Here is a 17,245-nt window from a genome sequence, read left to right on the forward strand (position 1 = left end):
GCTCCGTGCACGCGATCGGACTGCGTCGATCGTCGCCGGAGAATGTCGGCGGTCGGTGCGACGCTCTCGGTACCGGAAGTCATTCAGTACCGCGTCGTCGGACATTCCTCCGGTGACCGCGGAATGCATTCTCACGCATTCATTCCGTCCTGCCCGTGTTCCGGGCAGTCCACTCCTGCCCGTGTGCCGGGCAACTCCGTCATGCCCTGAAAGGGATCACCGTGTCATCGAAGACCGCCACCCGTCCTCCCGATACCCGCGCAGCGCGCCACCGGGTCTCCCTCACCGACCGCATCGCGCTGCGCATCGGAATGTCGCTCATCATCTGGAGCCGGCGGACCCGCCGGGTCCACCCGGTGATCGACCACGGAACACGCCTGCAGCTCGACCGCGAGCGGCAGCAGCGCGAGAACGACCTGCTCCTGCAGGCCGCACTCATGCGCGCCTGGCGCTGAGCCGGATCGGACACCCGACCGTCGCGCCGTGCGACCGTCGCCGTCCCGTGCCCGCTTGGTGGCTCGGTGCGAGGGGACAGCCCCGCACCGAGCCACCGTCGGCGCACCGGCCGACGCAACCCGCACCGTGCGCCGCACCGACGACCGGGCACGGCGCGACCGAGCCCGCACCGTGCGCCGACGTGTCGGACGCACCCCGGGCCTCCCGTACCGTTGGCGGGTGACCGAAACCGCAGCTGCACTCGTCGAACGCCTGACCGCCGTCGTCCCGGACTTCCCGAAGCCGGGGGTGCTGTTCCGTGACGTGACGCCGGTGTTCTCGGACGCCGTGGCGTTCGGCCGCGTGTGCGAGGCACTCGCCGCGCCGTTCGCGGTCGGTGCCGGGTTCGACGCCGTCGCCGGCATCGAGGCACGTGGCTTCGCCCTCGCCGGCGGGATCGCCGCCCAGCACCAGGTGGGCGTGCTCACGGTGCGCAAGGCCGGCAAGCTGCCGGGCGAGGTCCTCAGCGAGCAGTACGCACTCGAGTACGGCGAGGCCGAGCTCGAGCTGCGTCCGGGCCAGCTCCCCGCGGGCACTCGGGTCCTCGTCGTCGACGACGTCCTCGCCACCGGTGGGACCGGCGCCGCCACCATCACGCTGCTCGAACGCGCGGGCTACCAGGCGGTCGGGTTCGCCGCGCTGCTCGAGCTCGACGGGCTGAACGGACGCGAGCGTCTCGAGCCGCGCCTGCCCGTCACCACGCTCGGCGCCGTGCCCGCCTGAGTCCCACGCGCGCACTAGTCTTGACGCACCATTTCGATCGAGGAGTCCCATCATCGTGACCGAGTCAGTCGCCGCAGCGCCGGAGAGCGCCGAGCCCGCAGCCGTGCCCCAGGCACCCGAGCCCCGCACCGCGACGACGACCACGACGGGCACCGAGCTCTTCGACGGAGAGCGCGGCGTCGTCGCGATCCGCGTCGACGGTGTCCTGAAGGACCTCGCTGCCGACGTCGCCGCCGGCGAGACCGCCGAGGCCGTCACCCTGCAGGAGCAGGACGGGCTCGACATCCTCCGCCACTCGGCCGCACACGTGCTCGCGCAGGCCGTCCAGCAGATCAACCCCGAGGCCAAGCTCGGCATCGGGCCGCCCGTCACCGACGGCTTCTACTACGACTTCGACGTCGCCGAGCCCTTCACCCCCGAGGACCTCAAGGCGATCGAGAAGGGCATGGACCGCATCGTCAAGCAGGCCCAGCGCTTCCGCCGCGTGGTCGTCTCGGACGAGCAGGCGCGCGAGCTGATGGCGGGGGAGCCGTACAAGCAGGAGCTCATCGGGCTCAAGGGTGCGGCGACCGACGGTGACTCCGGCGAGAGCGTCGAGGTCGGTGCCGGCGAGCTCACGGTCTACGAGAACGTCGACCCGAAGTCGGGCGAGGTCGTCTGGCAGGACCTCTGCCGCGGCCCGCACGTGCCGCACACCCGCTGGATCGGCAACGCCGCGAAGCTCATGCGCGTCGCCGCCGCCTACTGGCGCGGCTCCGAGAAGAACCCGCAGCTGCAGCGCATCTACGGCACCGCCTGGCCCGACAAGGACCAGCTCAAGGCGTACCTGGTGCGCCTCGAAGAAGCCGCCAAGCGCGACCACCGCAAGCTCGGTGCCGAACTCGACCTGTTCTCGTTCCCCGACGAGATCGGTTCCGGCCTGGCGATCTTCCACCCGAAGGGCGGCATCATCCGCCGCGAGATGGAGGACTACTCGCGCCGTCGGCACGAGGAGAACGGTTACTCGTTCGTCTACACGCCGCACATCACCAAGGGCGACCTGTTCGAGACCTCCGGACACCTCGGCTGGTACAAGGACGGCATGTTCCCGGCCATGCACATGGACGAGGCGAAGGACGAGGACGGCAACGTCACGCGTCAGGGTGCCGACTACTACCTCAAGCCGATGAACTGCCCGATGCACATCCTGGCGTACCGGTCGCAGCCGCGTTCGTACCGTGACCTGCCGCTCCGGATGTTCGAGTTCGGCACGGTCTACCGCAACGAGAAGTCCGGTGTCATCCACGGCCTCACCCGGGTCCGTGGCATGACCCAGGACGACGCGCACATCTTCACCACGCAGGAGAAGATGAAGGAGGAGCTGACGACGACACTCGAGTTCGTGCTCTCGCTGCTGCGCGACTACGGCCTCGACGACTTCTACCTCGAGCTCTCGACGAAGGACCCGGAGAAGTACGTCGGTGACGACGAGGTCTGGGACGTCGCGACGAACACCCTGCGCGAGGTCGCAGAGGAGTCCGGCCTCGAGCTCGTGCCCGACCCCGCCGGAGCGGCCTTCTACGGCCCGAAGATCTCGGTGCAGGCCCGCGACGCCATCGGCCGCACGTGGCAGATGTCGACCGTGCAGCTCGACTTCAACCTGCCCGAGCGCTTCGGCATCGACTACACCGCGGCCGACGGCTCCCGCCAGCGCCCGGTGATGATCCACCGCGCGCTGTTCGGCTCGATCGAGCGGTTCTTCGGCGTGCTGACCGAGCACTACGCCGGCGCGTTCCCGGCCTGGCTGTCCCCGGTGCAGGTCGTCGGCATCCCCGTCGCGGCCGAGTACGGCGACTACCTCGACGAGGTCGTCGCGAAGCTCCGGTCGCACGGCGTCCGCGCCGAGGTCGACCACTCGGACGACCGCATGCAGAAGAAGATCCGCACGCACACCAAGGCGAAGGTGCCGTTCCAGCTCATCGCGGGCGGCGACGACCGCGACGCCGGTGCGGTGTCGTTCCGCTTCCGTGACGGGCGCCAGGACAACGCCGTGCCCGTGGACGAAGCGGTCGACCGCATCCTGACGGCGATCCGCGAGCGCGCGCAGGTCTGATGACGGACGAGCAGGACCCGTTGGTCATCCGGGACGCCGCCACCGGTGCGGCCGTCCCGGATGCCTTCCAGCGCCTGTGGAACCCGCACCGGATGGCGTACATCGACGCCGGACGCGAGGGCACGGGCCGCGGGCACGCGGACGACTGCCCGTTCTGCGAGGCACCGCGGAAGTCCGACGAGGACGCCCTCATCGTCGCCCGGGGCGAGCACGCCTACGTGCTCCTCAACCTGTTCCCGTACAACAACGGACACCTGCTGGTCTGCCCGTACCGCCACGTGCCGCTGTACGACGAGGCCACGCCGGACGAGCTCCGCGAGATGGGCGAGCTGACCCAGACCGCGATGCGGGTCCTGCGCACCGTCTCGCACTGCGACGGCTTCAACATCGGCATGAACCAGGGCGAGGTCGCAGGGGCCGGCATCGCCGCGCACCTGCACCAGCACATCGTGCCGCGGTGGCAGTCCGACGCGAACTTCTTCCCGATCATCGCGCGGACGAAGTCGATGTCCCAGATGCTCGGGGACACCCGCCGACTGGTCGCCGAGGGCTGGCCCGCAGCGGACTAGACTGATCGGCATCATGAGCGACAGCACCAGCACCTCCGGCACCCCTGGCACCTCGATCACCGGCTCCGACCGCGTCAAGCGCGGCCTCGCCGAGATGCTCAAGGGCGGCGTCATCATGGACGTCGTCGACGCCGAGCAGGCCCGCATCGCGGAAGAAGCCGGCGCGACCGCGGTCATGGCCCTCGAGCGCGTCCCCGCCGACATCCGCGCGCAGGGCGGCGTCGCCCGCATGTCCGACCCGTCGATGATCGAGGAGATCATCGCCGCCGTGTCGATCCCCGTCATGGCGAAGGCCCGCATCGGCCACTTCGTCGAGGCGCAGGTGCTGCAGGAGCTCGGCGTCGACTACATCGACGAGTCCGAGGTGCTCTCGCCCGCCGACTACGTCAACCACATCGACAAGTGGAACTTCACCACGCCGTTCGTCTGCGGTGCCACCGAGCTGGGCGAGGCGCTCCGTCGCATCACCGAGGGCGCTGCGATGATCCGTTCCAAGGGCGAGGCCGGCACGGGTGACGTGTCCGAGGCCACGAAGCACATCCGCACGATCAACAAGGAGATCGCGGCGCTGCGCCACCTCAAGGAAGACGAGCTCTACGTCGCCGCCAAGGAACTGCAGGCGCCGTTCGAGATCGTGCGCGAGGTCGCCCGCACCGGCAAGCTCCCCGTCGTGCTCTTCACCGCCGGTGGCGTCGCCACCCCGGCCGACGCCGCGATGATGATGCAGCTCGGCGCGGACGGCGTGTTCGTCGGCTCCGGCATCTTCAAGTCCGGCGACCCGGCGAAGCGTGCCGCGGCGATCGTCAAGGCCGTCACCTTCCACGACGACCCCAAGGTCATCGCCGAGGTCTCGCGCGGTCTGGGCGAGGCGATGGTCGGCATCAACGTCGCCGACGTCCCCGCACCGCACCGCCTCGCCGAGCGTGGCTGGTAGCACGACGAGCAGCGCTCGGCCCCGCATCGGGGTCCTGGCACTGCAGGGTGACTTCCGCGAGCACATCGCCTCGTTGACGGAGCTCGGCGCCGACGTGGTGCCGCTCCGTCGACCCGAGGAGATCGCGGCACTCGACGGCGTCGTGATCCCGGGCGGCGAGTCGAGCGTGATGGACAAGCTGTCCCGGGCGTTCGGCGTCGCCGAGCCCCTCGCTGCTGCCATCCACGACGGCCTGCCGACGTACGGCACGTGCGCCGGCATGATCATGCTGTCGTCGCGGATCACCGACGGCATCAGCGGCCAGCAGACCCTCGACGTGCTCGACACCACGGTGCGACGGAACGCGTTCGGCAGCCAGAACGACTCGTTCGAGGTGGACGTCCCGATGCCCGAGCTCGGCGACGCCCCCGTGCACGCGGTCTTCATCCGTGCCCCGGTGGTCGAGCAGCACGGCCCCGGCGTCCAGGTCCTCGGCGCGCTGGCGGACGGGCAGGTCGTCGCGGTGCAGCAGGACAACGTGCTCGCGAGTGCGTTCCACCCCGAGGTCGCCGGCGAGGACCGATTCCACCGCCGCTTCCTCGCCATGGTGCGCAGCGCCTGACGTGAGCCGCGGGCCCTGGGCCCGGCCGCCTGCGTGCCCGCACCGGCGGGGCGGGGCGGCGCCGGGCCTCCCGGCTGGGTAAACTGACCCCGACTTTCCGCAAGACGCAAGGAGAACCGTGTCCGGGCATTCCAAGTGGGCGACGACCAAGCACAAGAAGGCCGTCATCGACGGCCGCCGTGCCAAGTCCTTCGCCAAGCTCATCAAGAACATCGAGGTCGCCGCGAAGATGGGCGGCGCCGACCTGTCGGGCAACCCGACGCTGGTCGACGCGATCCAGAAGGCCAAGAAGACCTCGGTCCCGAACGACAACATCGACCGTGCCGTCAAGCGCGGTGCCGGCCTGACCGGTGAGTCGATCGAGTACACGACGATCATGTACGAGGGCTACGCCCCGAACGGCGTCGCGATGCTGATCGAGTGCCTCACCGACAACAAGAACCGCGCAGCGGCCGAGGTCCGGACGGCGATGTCCCGCAACGGTGGCACCATGGCCGACCCGGGCAGCGTCGCCTACAACTTCTCGCGCAAGGGCGTCATCTCGGTCACGAAGACCGACGGCCTCGACGAGGACACCGTCATGACCGCCGTGCTCGACGCCGGTGTCGAGGACGTCATCGACCAAGGCGGCGGCTTCGAGATCATCACCGAGGCGAGCGACCTCGTCGCGGCGCGCACCGCGCTGCAGGACGCCGGCATCGACTACGACTCGGCGGATGCCGAGTTCGTCCCCGGCCTCAAGGTGCCGGTCGACGCCGAGACCGCCCGCAAGGTCTTCCGCCTGATCGACGCGCTCGAGGACAGCGACGACGTGCAGAACGTCTACGCCAACTTCGACGTGCCAGCGGACGTCCAGGCCGAGCTCGACGAGGACGAGGGCGAGTAGCCGTGCTCCGTGTGCTCGGGGTGGACCCCGGGCTCACCCGGTGCGGCGTCGGCGTCGTCGAGGTCGCACCGAACCGGCGCGCACGGCTCGTCCACGTGACGGTCGTGCGCACCCCGGCGGACATGCCGCTCGAGCAGCGGCTGCTCCGCATCGCCGACGGCATCGCCGCCGAGATCGACGAGCACCACCCGGACGCGGTCGCCGTCGAGCGCGTGTTCGCGCAGGCGAACGTCCGCACCGTGATGGGCACCGCCCAGGCGGCCGGGCTCGCGCTGCACGCCGCGGCGGCCCGCGGGCTCCCCGTCGGCCTGCACACGCCGTCCGAGGTCAAGGCGGCCGTCACCGGCTACGGCAACGCCGACAAACGCCAGGTGCAGACCATGATCGCGCGCGTGCTCGGTCTCGCCGAGGCCCCGAAGCCGGCCGACGCCGCCGATGCGCTCGCGCTGGCCGTGTGCCATGCCTGGAGGCTCGGATCACCGGACGTCGCCGGCGAACGTGCCACGAACCTCACCCCGGCACAACGCGCGTGGCGCGACGCACAGGGCGGCACCGTCGACTCCCCGCTCGCCCGCGCGGCCGCTGCCGCGGCCCGACCGCGTGGCTCGTCGGCCGCGTCGGTGGGCGGCCGTAGGCTCGGGGCATGATCGCGAGTCTCCGGGGTACCTGCATCGACATCGCCGGTTCCGGCGTGGTGATCGAGGCCGGGGGAGTCGGGTACGCCGTCACCGTGACCCCGGCCCACGCGCTGACGATGCGTCACGGGTCCGAGGTGTTCGTGCGCACCGCGATGATCGTGCGCGAAGACGAGCACCTGCTCTTCGGCTTCGAGTCGACCGACGCCCTCCAGGTGTTCGACCTGCTGCGCAGCGTCACGGGTGTCGGGCCCAAGTCCGCGATGGGCGTCCTGGCCCACATGGACCCGTCGCAGGTCGCGAACGCCGTCGCGAAGGACGACGACGGCGCCTTCCGCAAGGTCTCCGGCATCGGCCCGAAGACCGCGAAGCTCATCATCCTCGCGCTCACCGGCAAGCTCGCCGCGTTCGAGCAGGCCGCCGTCGTCACCGCCGGCCGTGGCACCGCTGCCCACCCGGCCGCGACCGACGTCGTCTCCGCACTGATCGGCCTCGGCTGGCGCGAGGACGCAGCACAGACCGCCGTCGACGAGACCGTCGCGAACGAGCCAGGGGCCGCGGCCATGGGCACGCAGGCGCTGCTCCGCGCCGCGCTCGGTGCGCTCCGGCCCGCCGGTGCCGGTCGATGAGCGGCATCACGTCAGCCGGAGCCGAGTCGCAGGAAGAACTCGCCTTCGAAGGTGCACTCCGGCCGCGGTCGCTCGACGAGTTCGTCGGCCAGCGCAAGGTGCGCGGGCAGCTCGACCTGCTGCTCAAGGCGGCGGGCATGCAGGACCGCACCCCGGATCACATCCTGATGGCCGGTCCTCCCGGCCTCGGCAAGACCACGCTCGCGATGATCGTCGCGCACGAGACCGGGCGTCCGTTGCGGATGTCGAGCGGTCCGGCGATCCAGCACGCGGGCGACCTGGCTGCCGTCCTGTCCTCGCTCGTGCCGGGCGAGGTCCTGTTCATCGACGAGATCCACCGGATGGCGCGCTCGGCAGAGGAGATGCTCTACCTGGCGATGGAGGACTTCCGGATCGACGTCATGGTGGGCAAGGGTGCCGGCGCGACGAGCATCCCGCTCGACCTCGCGCCGTTCACCCTGGTCGGTGCCACCACCCGCGCCGGCCTGCTGCCGAACCCGCTCCGCGACCGCTTCGGCTTCACGGCGCACCTCGAGTTCTACGAGAAGGACGAACTCGAACAGGTCCTGATCCGCGCCGCGCACCTGCTCGAGCTCGACATCGACCGATCGGCCCTGCGGGAGATCGCCGGGCGTTCCCGGGGCACCCCGCGCATCGCGAACCGCCTGCTCCGCCGGGTCCGCGACTACGCCCTCGTGCACCGCACCACCGACGGCATGGCGGCCGTCCAGGGTGCACTCGACCTGTACGACGTCGACGAGCTCGGGCTCGACCGCCTCGACCGCGCCGTGGTCGAGATCATGCTGACGCGCTTCGACGGCGGACCGGTGGGGCTGAACACCCTCGCGGTCTCGGTCGGAGAAGAGTCCGAGACCATCGAGTCGGTCGTCGAACCCTTCCTCGTCCGGGTGGGCCTGGTCACGCGCACCCCGCGCGGCCGCGTCGCGACCCCGGTCGCGTGGCGGCACCTCGGCCTCACCCCCGGGCAGGGCGTCGGGCCGCTCCCAGGCCTGTTCGACGACACCGACACCACCGACTAGCGGCCGATCGGTCGGGTGACATGCCACGCACAGTGGCGTGCCCTAGACTGCTACGGCCCGAAACCGAGCAACCAGAGAAGGCAACTGCATCATGGGTCAAGAAGTCATCCTCATCGTCATCGTCGTGGCGTTCGCGGCCTTCATGTTCTACAACAGCCGCAAGCGCAAGAAGCAGCAGGGCGAGCTCGCCACCAAGATGGTGCCGGGTGCTCGCGTGATGCTGTCCTTCGGCCTGTACGGCACGCTCCTCTCCGTCGACGACGAGAAGGTCACCGCCGACGTCGAGATCGCCCCCGGCACCGTCGTCACCGTGCACCGCCAGACCCTGTCGCGCGTCGTCGACGACAGCGCCTCCGACATCGAGACCACCGCGACGCCGGAGGACGAGGCAAAGCCCGTCGCCGAACTCAACGGGGAGCCGGTCTACGGCGAGCGGGTCGACAACGACCGCCTCGACGAGACCGACTCGAAGCGCAAGTCCGACGACTGACGCCCTCGGCCGCCGGGTCGTCTGACCCGGCGGCTTCCCTCTGCCGTCGTGCCTGAGCGCCGACGGTCCTGAACAGAAAGACGAGACGACCGGTGGCACGATCGACACCCGTCAAGAAGGCGCTGCGCTCGCTCACCTGGTTGGTGATCCTGATGGCGATCCTCGCCGGCCTGAACACCGCCGCGACGATCCTCGCCGGCAGCTCGAAGGATGACACGGACAAGTGGTACCAGGGCGCGAGCTGGGTACCGGAGCTCGCACTCGACCTGCAGGGCGGCACGCAGCTGACCCTCGCGGCGCAGAACACCGAGGGCGACTCGGTCACCTCGCAGCAGCTGCAGCAGGCGGTGGAGATCATCCGCCAGCGCATCAACGCCACCGGCGTCTCCGAGACCGAGATCAACACGCAGGGTGCGAACAACATCGTCGTGTCGATCCCCGGTCGGCCCGACAAGGCCACGATCGACCGCATCGAGGCAGCGGCGAAGCTGACGTTCCGCCCCGTGCTCTTCACCGAGGCCGCGACGAACTCCGCCGTCGGTGACGACGGGAAGTCCACCGCCTCGCCGACGCCGTACTCGCCGCCCGCATCGCTCGCGGCGACGCCGAGCGCGAAGCCGACGAACGCCAGCGACGTCAACTGGATCACCCCGGCGCTGCAGGACCTGTACACCAACTACAACTGCGCGGCTCCGGACGACGTCACCTCGGCGCCGGACGACGAGCCCCTCGTCACGTGTGACGCCGACGGTGCGTCGAAGTACATCCTCGGCCCGGTCGAGGTCTCCGGTGCGAACATCAGCAACGCCACCTCGGGTCTGGCCACCGACTCGCAGGGCACGTCGACGGGCCAGTGGGCCGTCAACCTGACCTTCGACGGCCAGGGCACGAAGGACTTCCGCACCGTCACGAACCGCCTCGTCTCGCTGCAGGCACCGCAGAACCAGTTCGCGATCGTGCTGGACGGCTCGGTCATCACGGCCCCGTCCACGAACTCCGCCATCACCAACGGCAAGGCGCAGATCACCGGCTCGTTCACGGCCGAGTCGTCGAAGACGCTCGCCGACCAGCTCAAGTACGGTGCGCTGCCGATCAACTTCCAGGTGCAGTCGAACGAGAACATCTCGGCGACGCTCGGAACGGCGCAGCTCATCGGTGGTCTCGTCGCGGGCCTGATCGGCCTCGGCCTGGTGATCATCTACTCCGTCATCCAGTACCGGGCGCTCGCGTTCGTCACGGTGCTCTCGCTCGGGGTGGCGGCCGTCCTGACCTACCTGGTCATCGCGATCATGTCGTGGCGCGTCGACTACCGCCTGTCCTTGGCGGGTGTGGCGGGTCTGATCGTCGCGATCGGCATCACGGCGGACTCGTTCATCGTCTACTTCGAACGCATCCGTGACGAACTCCGCGACGGTCGTGCGCTCGAGAGTGCGGTCGAGTCCGGCTGGAAGCGTGCACTCCGCACGATCCTGGCGTCCGACGCGGTGAACTTCCTCGCCGCCGTCACCCTGTACGTGCTCGCGGTCGCCGACGTGAAGGGCTTCGCGTTCACGCTGCTCCTCACCACGCTGATCGACATCGTGGTGGTCGCGCTCTTCACCCACCCGATGATGCAGCTCATCTCCCGCACCCGGTTCTTCGGCGAGGGGCACAAGTTCAGTGGGCTCGACCCAGCGGCGCTCGGTGCCGTCTACAAGGGGCGTGCGCAGTTCCGCGCCCCCGTGGTGGACGGCAAGCGCCAGCGCAGTGCCGGTGAGGCGCAGCGCCGACAGACGATCGCGGAGCGGAAGGCCCAGCAGGCCTCCGGCGACAACGGCTCGACGCCGGACGGGAAGGACGACTGATGGCCAGCTTCAGCCAGTTCGGCAGCGACCTCTACACGGGGAAGCGGTCGTACGACATCATCGGGCGACGCAAGACCTGGTACCTCATCGCGCTCATCATGATCGTGATCTCGCTCGCCACCCCGTGGCTGCGCGGCGGGTACCAGCTCGGCATCGAGTTCACCGGTGGTTCCGAGTTCACCCTGTCGGACGTCAAGAACACCGACCAGAGCATCGCGACGGACACCGTCGAGCGAGTCGTCTCGGACGAGATCCCGCGCGTCTCCCAGCTCGGCACGCACGGCATCCGCGTGCAGACCGGCCAGCTCACCGACCGTCAGACGACCGAGGTGCAGGACGCCCTGGCCGAGGCGTACGACGTGCCGGAGAGCCAGGTCGCCGCGACGTTCATCGGTGCCACGTGGGGCGCCGACGTGCTCGCCCAGGCGATCCGCGGTCTGGTGATCTTCCTCGCCCTGGCCGCCGTGTTCATGACGCTGTACTTCCGCACCTGGAAGATGTCGCTCTCCGCGATGGCCGCGCTGCTGCACGACCTGTTGATCACGGCCGGTGTCTACGGCATCGTCGGGCTCGAGGTCACGCCCGCGGCGGTGATCGGCTTCCTGACGATCCTCGGGTACTCGCTCTACGACACCGTGGTGGTCTTCGACAAGGTGCGTGAGAACACCGCGCAGGAGTCGATCCGCACGTTCAAGCAGTCGGTGAACCTCGCGGTGAACCAGACGCTCGTCCGCTCGATCAACACCTCGGTCGTGGCGCTGCTGCCGGTCGCGGCGATCCTGTTCATCGGGTCGTACGTGCTCGGTGCGGGCACGCTCCGCGACATCTCGCTCGCACTGTTCATCGGCATCATCGTCGGCACCTACTCGACGATCTTCATCGCGTCGCCGATGTACGCCCAGCTGCGCGAGAACGAGCCGAAGATCAAGCAGGCCGACGCCAAGAAGATCCAGGCAGCCGAGAAGCGCCAGCGCGAGGTCGACGCCGACGCGAAGGCGACCGCCTGATGCCGATCGAGATCACCGAGGTCGACGTCGCCGAGGCGCGTCGCCGGCTCGAGTCGGGGTCGCGGCTGTTCGACGTCCGTGAGCAGGGGGAGTGGGACGAGGTCCACGCTCCCGAGGCCACGCTCGTCCCGATGTCCGAGCTGGTCAACCGCTGGCAGGAGATCGACGGCGGCGTCGAACCCGCGATCATCGTCTGCCACTCGGGCGCTCGTTCGGCCCGGGTGGTCGCGGCACTCGAACAGTCCGGTGTCTCGGCGGTCAACCTGACCGGCGGCATGGTCGCCTGGGAGCAGTCCGGCGCACCGGTGGTCCGCGACGCCCAGGGCGAACCGGGTCACGAGCACTGACCGGACACGCGTAGTGTTGGCGGATCGAGCTCGGATCGAGCTCTCGGACCGAGTCCTGGGAGGCGCATCATGACGGACACCCGCGAAGAGCCGTCCGCGCCGAGCCGCCCCGGCTCCGCCCAGCGGCCGTCCAGCCCCCTCGGGCCGAACACGACGGGCAACCTCGGTTCCCTCCGCTCGCTGCTGCCGCGCCTGTTCTCCCGCGCCCAGCCGGCCGGTGCCGTGGACACCCTGATCCGCACGGTGCGCTCGCACCACCCGAAGGCCGACGTCACGCTCATCGAGCGCGCGTACTCCGTCGCCGAGCGCGCGCACGACGGCCAGAAGCGCAAGTCCGGCGAGCCGTACATCACGCACCCCGTCGCGGTCGCCCAGATCCTGGCCGACCTGGGCATCGGGCCGATCACGATCGCCGCAGCGCTGCTCCACGACACGGTCGAGGACACCGACTACCAGCTCGACCAGCTGCAGGTCGACTTCGGCGACGAGATCGCCATGCTCGTCGACGGCGTCACGAAGCTCGACAAGGTCAAGTACGGCGACAGCGCCCAGGCCGAGACGGTCCGCAAGATGGTCATCGCGATGTCGAAGGACATCCGCGTGCTGGTCATCAAGCTCGCCGACCGGCTGCACAACGCCCGCACCTGGGGCTTCGTCGAGTCCACCTCCGCCACCCGCAAGGCGAAGGAGACGCTCGAGATCTACGCGCCCCTCGCGCACCGGCTCGGCATCCAGATGATCAAGCTCGAGCTCGAGGACCTGTCGTTCGCGGTCCTGCACCCGAAGCTCTACGTCGAGATCGACAGCCTGGTCAAGGAACGACAGCCGAAGCGCGAGCAGTTCGTCCAGAACGTCATCGGCACGCTCAAGAAGGACCTGAAGGCCGCGAAGGTCCGCGGCGAGGTCATGGGTCGGCCGAAGCAGTACTACTCGATCTACCAGAAGATGATCGTGCGGGGTCGCGAGTTCGACGAGATCTACGACCTCGTCGGCATCCGGGTGCTCGTGCCGACGGTGCGCGACTGCTACGCCATGCTCGGTTCGGTGCACGCACGGTGGACACCGCTGCCCGGCCGGTTCAAGGACTACATCGCGACGCCGAAGTTCAACCTGTACCAGTCGCTGCACACCAGCGTGCTCGGGCCGCAGGGGCGCCCCGTCGAGATCCAGATCCGCACGCACGAGATGCACCAGCGCGCCGAGTTCGGTGTCGCCGCGCACTGGAAGTACAAGCAGCGCGCTGCGGGCCGCGACGTCGGGACCTCGTCGACCACCGACGACCAGGACATGGCGTGGCTCGCGCACATCACCGACTGGCAGGCCGAGACGAGCGACCCGGGGGAGTTCCTCGACTCGCTCCGCTACGAGATCGGCGCGAAGGAGACGTACGTCTTCACGCCGCAGGGGAAGGTCATCGGCCTGCCCGCCGGCGCCACCCCGGTGGACTTCGCGTACGCCGTGCACACCGAGGTCGGGCACCGCACCATGGGCGCCAAGGTCAACGGTCGCCTCGTCCCGCTCGAGAGCTCGCTGTCGAGCGGTGACGTCGTCGAGATCTTCACGTCGAAGAACCCCGACTCGGGTCCGTCGCAGGACTGGCTGAAGTTCGTCAAGAGCCCTCGGGCGCGCAACAAGATCAAGCAGTGGTTCACCAAGGAGCGCCGCGAAGAGGCGATCGAGCAGGGCCGCGACGCCATCGCCCGCGCCGTGCGCAAGCAGAACCTGCCGCTCCAGCGGATCATGAGCCAGGACACCATCGCCGAGGTCGCTTCGTCGATGCGGTACGACGACGTCTCGGCCCTGTACGCCGCGGTCGGCGAGGGGCACGTCTCGACGCAGTCGGTCATCGAGAAGGTCCTGGGCAGCGTCCAGAGCGACACGGAGACCGACGAGCCGGAGCTCACGTTCCCGCGCCAGGTCACGAGCCGTCAGCTGCGCACGAGCGACAGCGGCGTGCTGGTGCGCGGTGCGCCGGACATCCTGGTGAAGCTCGCGAAGTGCTGCACGCCGGTGCCGGGCGACCAGATCGTCGGGTTCATCACCCGCGGGCAGGGCGTCTCGGTGCATCAGTCGTCGTGCACGAACGTCAAGTCCCTGATGAACGAGCCCGACCGGATGATCGAGGTCGAGTGGGCCCCGTCGTCGAAGTCGGTGTTCCTCGTGCAGATCCAGATCGAGGCGCTCGATCGGTCGGGGCTGCTCAGTGACGTCACCCGGGTGCTCACCGACCACCACGTCAACATCCTGTCGGCGACGGTCTCGACCTCGTCCGACCGGTTGGCGCTCAGTCGGTTCGTGTTCGAGATGGGTGACACCATCCACCTCGACCGGGTGCTGAACGCGGTCCGACGCATCGACGCCGTCTACGACGTCTACCGCGTCAGCGCGGGCTGAGCACGGCCCGAGCCCGCGTCAGCGTGCGCTGAGCAGCCCGCGCAGCCGTCGTTCGGCCTGCCGCGCCATCGGGATGGTCCCGAGGCCGCTCAGGCGCGCGTGCAGCTCGTCCACGGACACCGCCCCGATCGTCAGCAGCCCGTCGACGGCCGCTGCCCGCTCGGGGTCCCAGTCGCCCGGTGTGCGGAGCAGGTCGACGGCGGTGCGCGTCGGAGTCGTGACGACGGTCTGCACGGACCCCAACCGGATCACGTCGACGGCCTGGAGCGCGACCTCGCGCAGGTGCAGACCCGGCCCGACCGCGATGCGCAGCTGCGGTCGGACGCTCGCCTCGATCGGGTCCGGCGGCCGCGACGCCGCGCCCCAGATCCACGCTGCGGTCCGGCCGGAGGCGACGAGCCGTGCGTCGCCGAAGACCCACGACGCCGCGGTCGCGCGCAGCGCCGGGTCCTGCGGTGTCGCGGGGGAGGCCCAGCACGGCCCGACGGGCACCAACTCGCCCGCGAGCACCGCAGCGCGCAGTTCTGCCTCGGGCCAGTCGTCCGTGGTCAGGAGACGGGAACCGGGCACCCCGTCATCCTGCCGGACACCGACACCCGGCCGACACCCCCTGTGGAGAGGCCGGGCACGTCGGCGTCTGCAGCGCCACTCAACGCAGGGCGTCGCCGTGGTCTGCCCGACGCAGTGCGTCGCCGCGGTCCGCTCAGCGCAGGACGTCGGCGCGGTGCACGAGTGCCGCAGCGCCGATGAGCGGGCCGTCCTGCGACAGCGCCGTCGGCACGATGCGCACCTTCGTCACGAACCCGAACTCGACGCGCTCCGCCACCGCTTCGCGTGCGTACTCGAACAGGTCCGGCGTGACGTGGGAGAACCCGCCGCCGATCGCCACGACCTCGAGGTCGACGAGGCTCGTCGCCGCCGCGATCGCCTGCCCGAGTGCCCGGCCGCTGCGCTTGACCGCCGTGACCGCGATCTCGTCGCCAGCCGCGTACGCCGCCGACAGCGCTTCGCCGGTGGACCCGTCGAACCCCTGCCGCTGGGCCCAGGCAACGGTCTTCGGGCCGCTGGCGATCGCCTCGAGGCAGCCGGTGCCGCCGCAGGCGCACGGGTCGTCGTAGCCGCCGCACTCCACGTGCCCGATGTGCCCGGCGTTGCCCGTCGGGCCGCTGACGGTGCGGCCGTGCAGGATGAGACCTCCGCCGACGCCCGTCGACACGATCATGCCCATGACGTGGTCGTACCCCTGCGCCGCACCGACCCAGTGCTCGGCCAGCGTGATCGCCAGGCCGTCCATGCGCAGCGTGACCGGCACGCCCTCGGGCACGAGCGCGGCGATGCGGTCGCGCAGCGGGTGGCCACGCCACACCGGCATGTTGAGCGGGGAGACGAGGCCGTGCTCCTCGTCGACGGGGCCGGCCGAGCCGACCCCGACGCCGACCAGGGTCGCGTCGGTCGGGACCGTGCCGAGCGCGCTCGTCACGACCTCGTCGACGGCGGCCTGCAGCTCGTCGGACGTGCGCTGCGGCCCGGTGGGGCTGCGGAAGCGCGTGCCCGGCAGGACGACGCCCTGGTCGGTGACGAGGGCGGCCTCGACCTTGGTGCCGCCGAGGTCGACGGCGAGTGCGAGGGCGGGGGACTGGGGTGCGGTGCTGGACATGCGCGCTCCGATGCGGCGGTCTGGAGGCCCGGGGCGGCTCCCGGACGCGGCGTCGCGTCCGGTGGGCCCCGGCCTGGCAGGTGGTGGGTCGGTCGGGTCAGGTCGTCGTGCGGTGGATCAGGTCGTGTCGCGGTGGGTCAGTAGGAGCTGGTGTCGTCGCCCTGCGACGACGCGGTCCCGGTCTCGACGCGGTGCGCGACCTCGTCGAGGATGCGCGCGGAGGCACTCGTACCGATGCGGTTCGCCCCGGCGTCCACCATCTCGAGCAGGGTGTCGAGCCCGCGGACACCGCCCGAGGCCTTGACGCCCGTGTCGGCTCCGACCGTGCGCCGCATCAGTGCGATGTGCTCGGTCGTCGCCCCGCCGCCGGCGAACCCGGTGGAGGTCTTCACGAACGCGGCACCGGCGGACTGCGCGGCACGCGAGGCCGCGACGATCTCGTCGTCGGTCAGGAAGGCGGTCTCGAGGATGACCTTGACGACGGTGGACCCGGCGGCGTCGACCACCGCACGGACGTCCTGTTCGACGCGCTCCCAGTCGCCGGACTTCGCGGCGCCGATGTTCTGCACCATGTCGAGCTCGAACGCCCCGTCGGCGAGGGCCTGCAGCGACTCGGCGACCTTGGCCGCGGTGGACGTGGTGCCGTGCGGGAAGCCGATGACCGTGCCGACGCCGACGCCGGTGCCCCGGAGACGCTCGACGGAGTAGGCGACGTCGCTGGGCCGGACGCACACGCTGAAGACCCGGTACGCGGCGGCTTCGTCGAGCTGGGCGTCGACGTCCGAGCGGGTGAGCTCGGGCTTCAGGATCGCGTGGTCGATGAGGCCGCGGACGGCATCGGCGGTGACGGGGAAGGCTGCGTTGTCCACCCGGCAAGCCTACCCGTCAGGCGTGCCGCGTAG

At 70.1% G+C, this 17,245-nt stretch carries 18 protein-coding genes; 15 read left to right on the forward strand and 3 right to left on the reverse strand.

Features of this window, described 5'->3' with window-relative positions:
- Nucleotides 1–221: 221 nt before the first annotated feature.
- From ITJ60_RS09450 to ITJ60_RS09520, 15 genes are all read left to right on the forward strand, one after another.
- A complete protein-coding gene (locus tag ITJ60_RS09450; RefSeq protein WP_194647760.1) occupies nucleotides 222–455 on the forward strand; it encodes a hypothetical protein in 234 nt (77 codons plus the stop codon).
- A gap of 220 nt (nucleotides 456–675) precedes the next feature.
- Nucleotides 676–1,218 (forward strand): adenine phosphoribosyltransferase, encoded by a 543-nt coding sequence (locus ITJ60_RS09455; RefSeq protein WP_123292807.1) that lies wholly within the window; start codon nucleotides 676–678, stop codon nucleotides 1,216–1,218.
- A gap of 103 nt (nucleotides 1,219–1,321) precedes the next feature.
- A complete protein-coding gene (thrS, locus tag ITJ60_RS09460) occupies nucleotides 1,322–3,310 on the forward strand; it encodes a threonine--tRNA ligase (protein WP_194647998.1) in 1,989 nt (662 codons plus the stop codon).
- Nucleotides 3,310–3,879 carry an HIT family protein gene (locus ITJ60_RS09465; RefSeq protein ID WP_123292808.1) on the forward strand — a complete coding sequence of 190 codons (570 nt, stop codon included), beginning with the start codon at nucleotides 3,310–3,312 and terminating at the stop codon, nucleotides 3,877–3,879. The genes thrS and ITJ60_RS09465 overlap by 1 nt, the downstream gene beginning before the upstream one ends.
- A 13-nt stretch (nucleotides 3,880–3,892) precedes the next feature.
- Nucleotides 3,893–4,813 carry a pyridoxal 5'-phosphate synthase lyase subunit PdxS gene (gene pdxS, locus ITJ60_RS09470; protein WP_111084046.1) on the forward strand — a complete coding sequence of 307 codons (921 nt, stop codon included), beginning with the start codon at nucleotides 3,893–3,895 and terminating at the stop codon, nucleotides 4,811–4,813.
- On the forward strand, nucleotides 4,803–5,414 hold the full coding sequence (gene pdxT, locus ITJ60_RS09475; protein WP_194647761.1) for a pyridoxal 5'-phosphate synthase glutaminase subunit PdxT: 612 nt from the start codon (nucleotides 4,803–4,805) through the stop codon (nucleotides 5,412–5,414). Before pdxS ends, pdxT begins: the two co-directional genes overlap by 11 nt.
- A 118-nt stretch (nucleotides 5,415–5,532) precedes the next feature.
- Nucleotides 5,533–6,300, forward strand: a complete 768-nt coding sequence (locus ITJ60_RS09480; protein WP_111084044.1) for a YebC/PmpR family DNA-binding transcriptional regulator — start codon at nucleotides 5,533–5,535, stop codon at nucleotides 6,298–6,300.
- 2 nt (nucleotides 6,301–6,302) lie between these two features.
- Entirely contained in the window at nucleotides 6,303–6,947 is a 645-nt protein-coding gene (gene ruvC / locus ITJ60_RS09485; protein ID WP_111084043.1) for a crossover junction endodeoxyribonuclease RuvC, read from the forward strand.
- A complete protein-coding gene (ruvA, locus tag ITJ60_RS09490) occupies nucleotides 6,944–7,564 on the forward strand; it encodes a Holliday junction branch migration protein RuvA (RefSeq protein ID WP_111084042.1) in 621 nt (206 codons plus the stop codon). The genes ruvC and ruvA overlap by 4 nt, the downstream gene beginning before the upstream one ends.
- Nucleotides 7,561–8,604: a Holliday junction branch migration DNA helicase RuvB gene (ruvB, locus tag ITJ60_RS09495; RefSeq protein WP_194647762.1), complete on the forward strand. Its 1,044-nt coding sequence runs from the start codon at nucleotides 7,561–7,563 to the stop codon at nucleotides 8,602–8,604. Before ruvA ends, ruvB begins: the two co-directional genes overlap by 4 nt.
- 91 nt (nucleotides 8,605–8,695) lie before the next feature.
- Complete coding sequence (locus ITJ60_RS09500) at nucleotides 8,696–9,094, forward strand: preprotein translocase subunit YajC (protein WP_111084040.1); 399 nt, start codon at nucleotides 8,696–8,698, stop codon at nucleotides 9,092–9,094.
- Nucleotides 9,095–9,186: 92 nt separating this feature from the next.
- Entirely contained in the window at nucleotides 9,187–10,938 is a 1,752-nt protein-coding gene (gene secD, locus ITJ60_RS09505) for a protein translocase subunit SecD (RefSeq protein ID WP_123292812.1), read from the forward strand.
- Nucleotides 10,938–11,945, forward strand: coding sequence for a protein translocase subunit SecF (gene secF / locus ITJ60_RS09510; RefSeq protein ID WP_194647763.1), 1,008 nt, complete (start codon nucleotides 10,938–10,940; stop codon nucleotides 11,943–11,945). The genes secD and secF overlap by 1 nt, the downstream gene beginning before the upstream one ends.
- The gene (locus ITJ60_RS09515) at nucleotides 11,945–12,292 is read left to right on the forward strand and encodes a rhodanese-like domain-containing protein (RefSeq protein ID WP_194647764.1); all 348 of its coding nucleotides are present in this window, start codon (nucleotides 11,945–11,947) and stop codon (nucleotides 12,290–12,292) included. Before secF ends, ITJ60_RS09515 begins: the two co-directional genes overlap by 1 nt.
- 69 nt (nucleotides 12,293–12,361) lie before the next feature.
- The gene (locus ITJ60_RS09520; RefSeq protein ID WP_228510006.1) at nucleotides 12,362–14,686 is read left to right on the forward strand and encodes a RelA/SpoT family protein; all 2,325 of its coding nucleotides are present in this window, start codon (nucleotides 12,362–12,364) and stop codon (nucleotides 14,684–14,686) included.
- Between the two features lie 18 nt (nucleotides 14,687–14,704).
- On the opposite strand, the gene ITJ60_RS09525 is transcribed toward ITJ60_RS09520, so the two are convergent.
- The 3 genes from ITJ60_RS09525 to deoC all read right to left on the reverse strand — a co-directional run bounded on the left by ITJ60_RS09525 (nucleotide 14,705) and on the right by deoC (nucleotide 17,212).
- On the reverse strand, nucleotides 14,705–15,256 hold the full coding sequence (locus tag ITJ60_RS09525) for a hypothetical protein (RefSeq protein WP_194647765.1): 552 nt from the start codon (nucleotides 15,254–15,256) through the stop codon (nucleotides 14,705–14,707).
- 133 nt (nucleotides 15,257–15,389) lie between these two features.
- A complete protein-coding gene (locus ITJ60_RS09530) occupies nucleotides 15,390–16,343 on the reverse strand; it encodes an ROK family protein (protein WP_194647766.1) in 954 nt (317 codons plus the stop codon).
- 137 nt (nucleotides 16,344–16,480) lie between these two features.
- Nucleotides 16,481–17,212 carry a deoxyribose-phosphate aldolase gene (gene deoC, locus ITJ60_RS09535; protein WP_194647767.1) on the reverse strand — a complete coding sequence of 244 codons (732 nt, stop codon included), beginning with the start codon at nucleotides 17,210–17,212 and terminating at the stop codon, nucleotides 16,481–16,483.
- Nucleotides 17,213–17,245 lie beyond the last annotated feature (33 nt).

This window comes from Curtobacterium sp. VKM Ac-2884 (assembly GCF_015350945.1).
In the GTDB taxonomy this organism is placed as follows: Bacteria; Actinomycetota; Actinomycetes; order Actinomycetales; family Microbacteriaceae; genus Curtobacterium.

What these genes read in the sequence shown, in the direction of transcription:
- ITJ60_RS09465 (WP_123292808.1), top strand. Translation starts at nt 3,310, where the DNA reads ATGACGGACGAGCAGGACCCGTTGGTCATCCGGGACGCCGCCACCGGT.
- ITJ60_RS09515 (WP_194647764.1), top strand. Translation starts at nt 11,945, where the DNA reads ATGCCGATCGAGATCACCGAGGTCGACGTCGCCGAGGCGCGTCGCCGG.
- ITJ60_RS09500 (WP_111084040.1), top strand. Translation starts at nt 8,696, where the DNA reads ATGGGTCAAGAAGTCATCCTCATCGTCATCGTCGTGGCGTTCGCGGCC.
- pdxS (WP_111084046.1), top strand. Translation starts at nt 3,893, where the DNA reads ATGAGCGACAGCACCAGCACCTCCGGCACCCCTGGCACCTCGATCACC.
- ruvA (WP_111084042.1), top strand. Translation starts at nt 6,944, where the DNA reads ATGATCGCGAGTCTCCGGGGTACCTGCATCGACATCGCCGGTTCCGGC.
- secF (WP_194647763.1), top strand. Translation starts at nt 10,938, where the DNA reads ATGGCCAGCTTCAGCCAGTTCGGCAGCGACCTCTACACGGGGAAGCGG.
- ITJ60_RS09520 (WP_228510006.1), top strand. Translation starts at nt 12,362, where the DNA reads ATGACGGACACCCGCGAAGAGCCGTCCGCGCCGAGCCGCCCCGGCTCC.
- ruvB (WP_194647762.1), top strand. Translation starts at nt 7,561, where the DNA reads ATGAGCGGCATCACGTCAGCCGGAGCCGAGTCGCAGGAAGAACTCGCC.
- ITJ60_RS09530 (WP_194647766.1), bottom strand. Translation starts at nt 16,343, where the DNA reads ATGTCCAGCACCGCACCCCAGTCCCCCGCCCTCGCACTCGCCGTCGAC.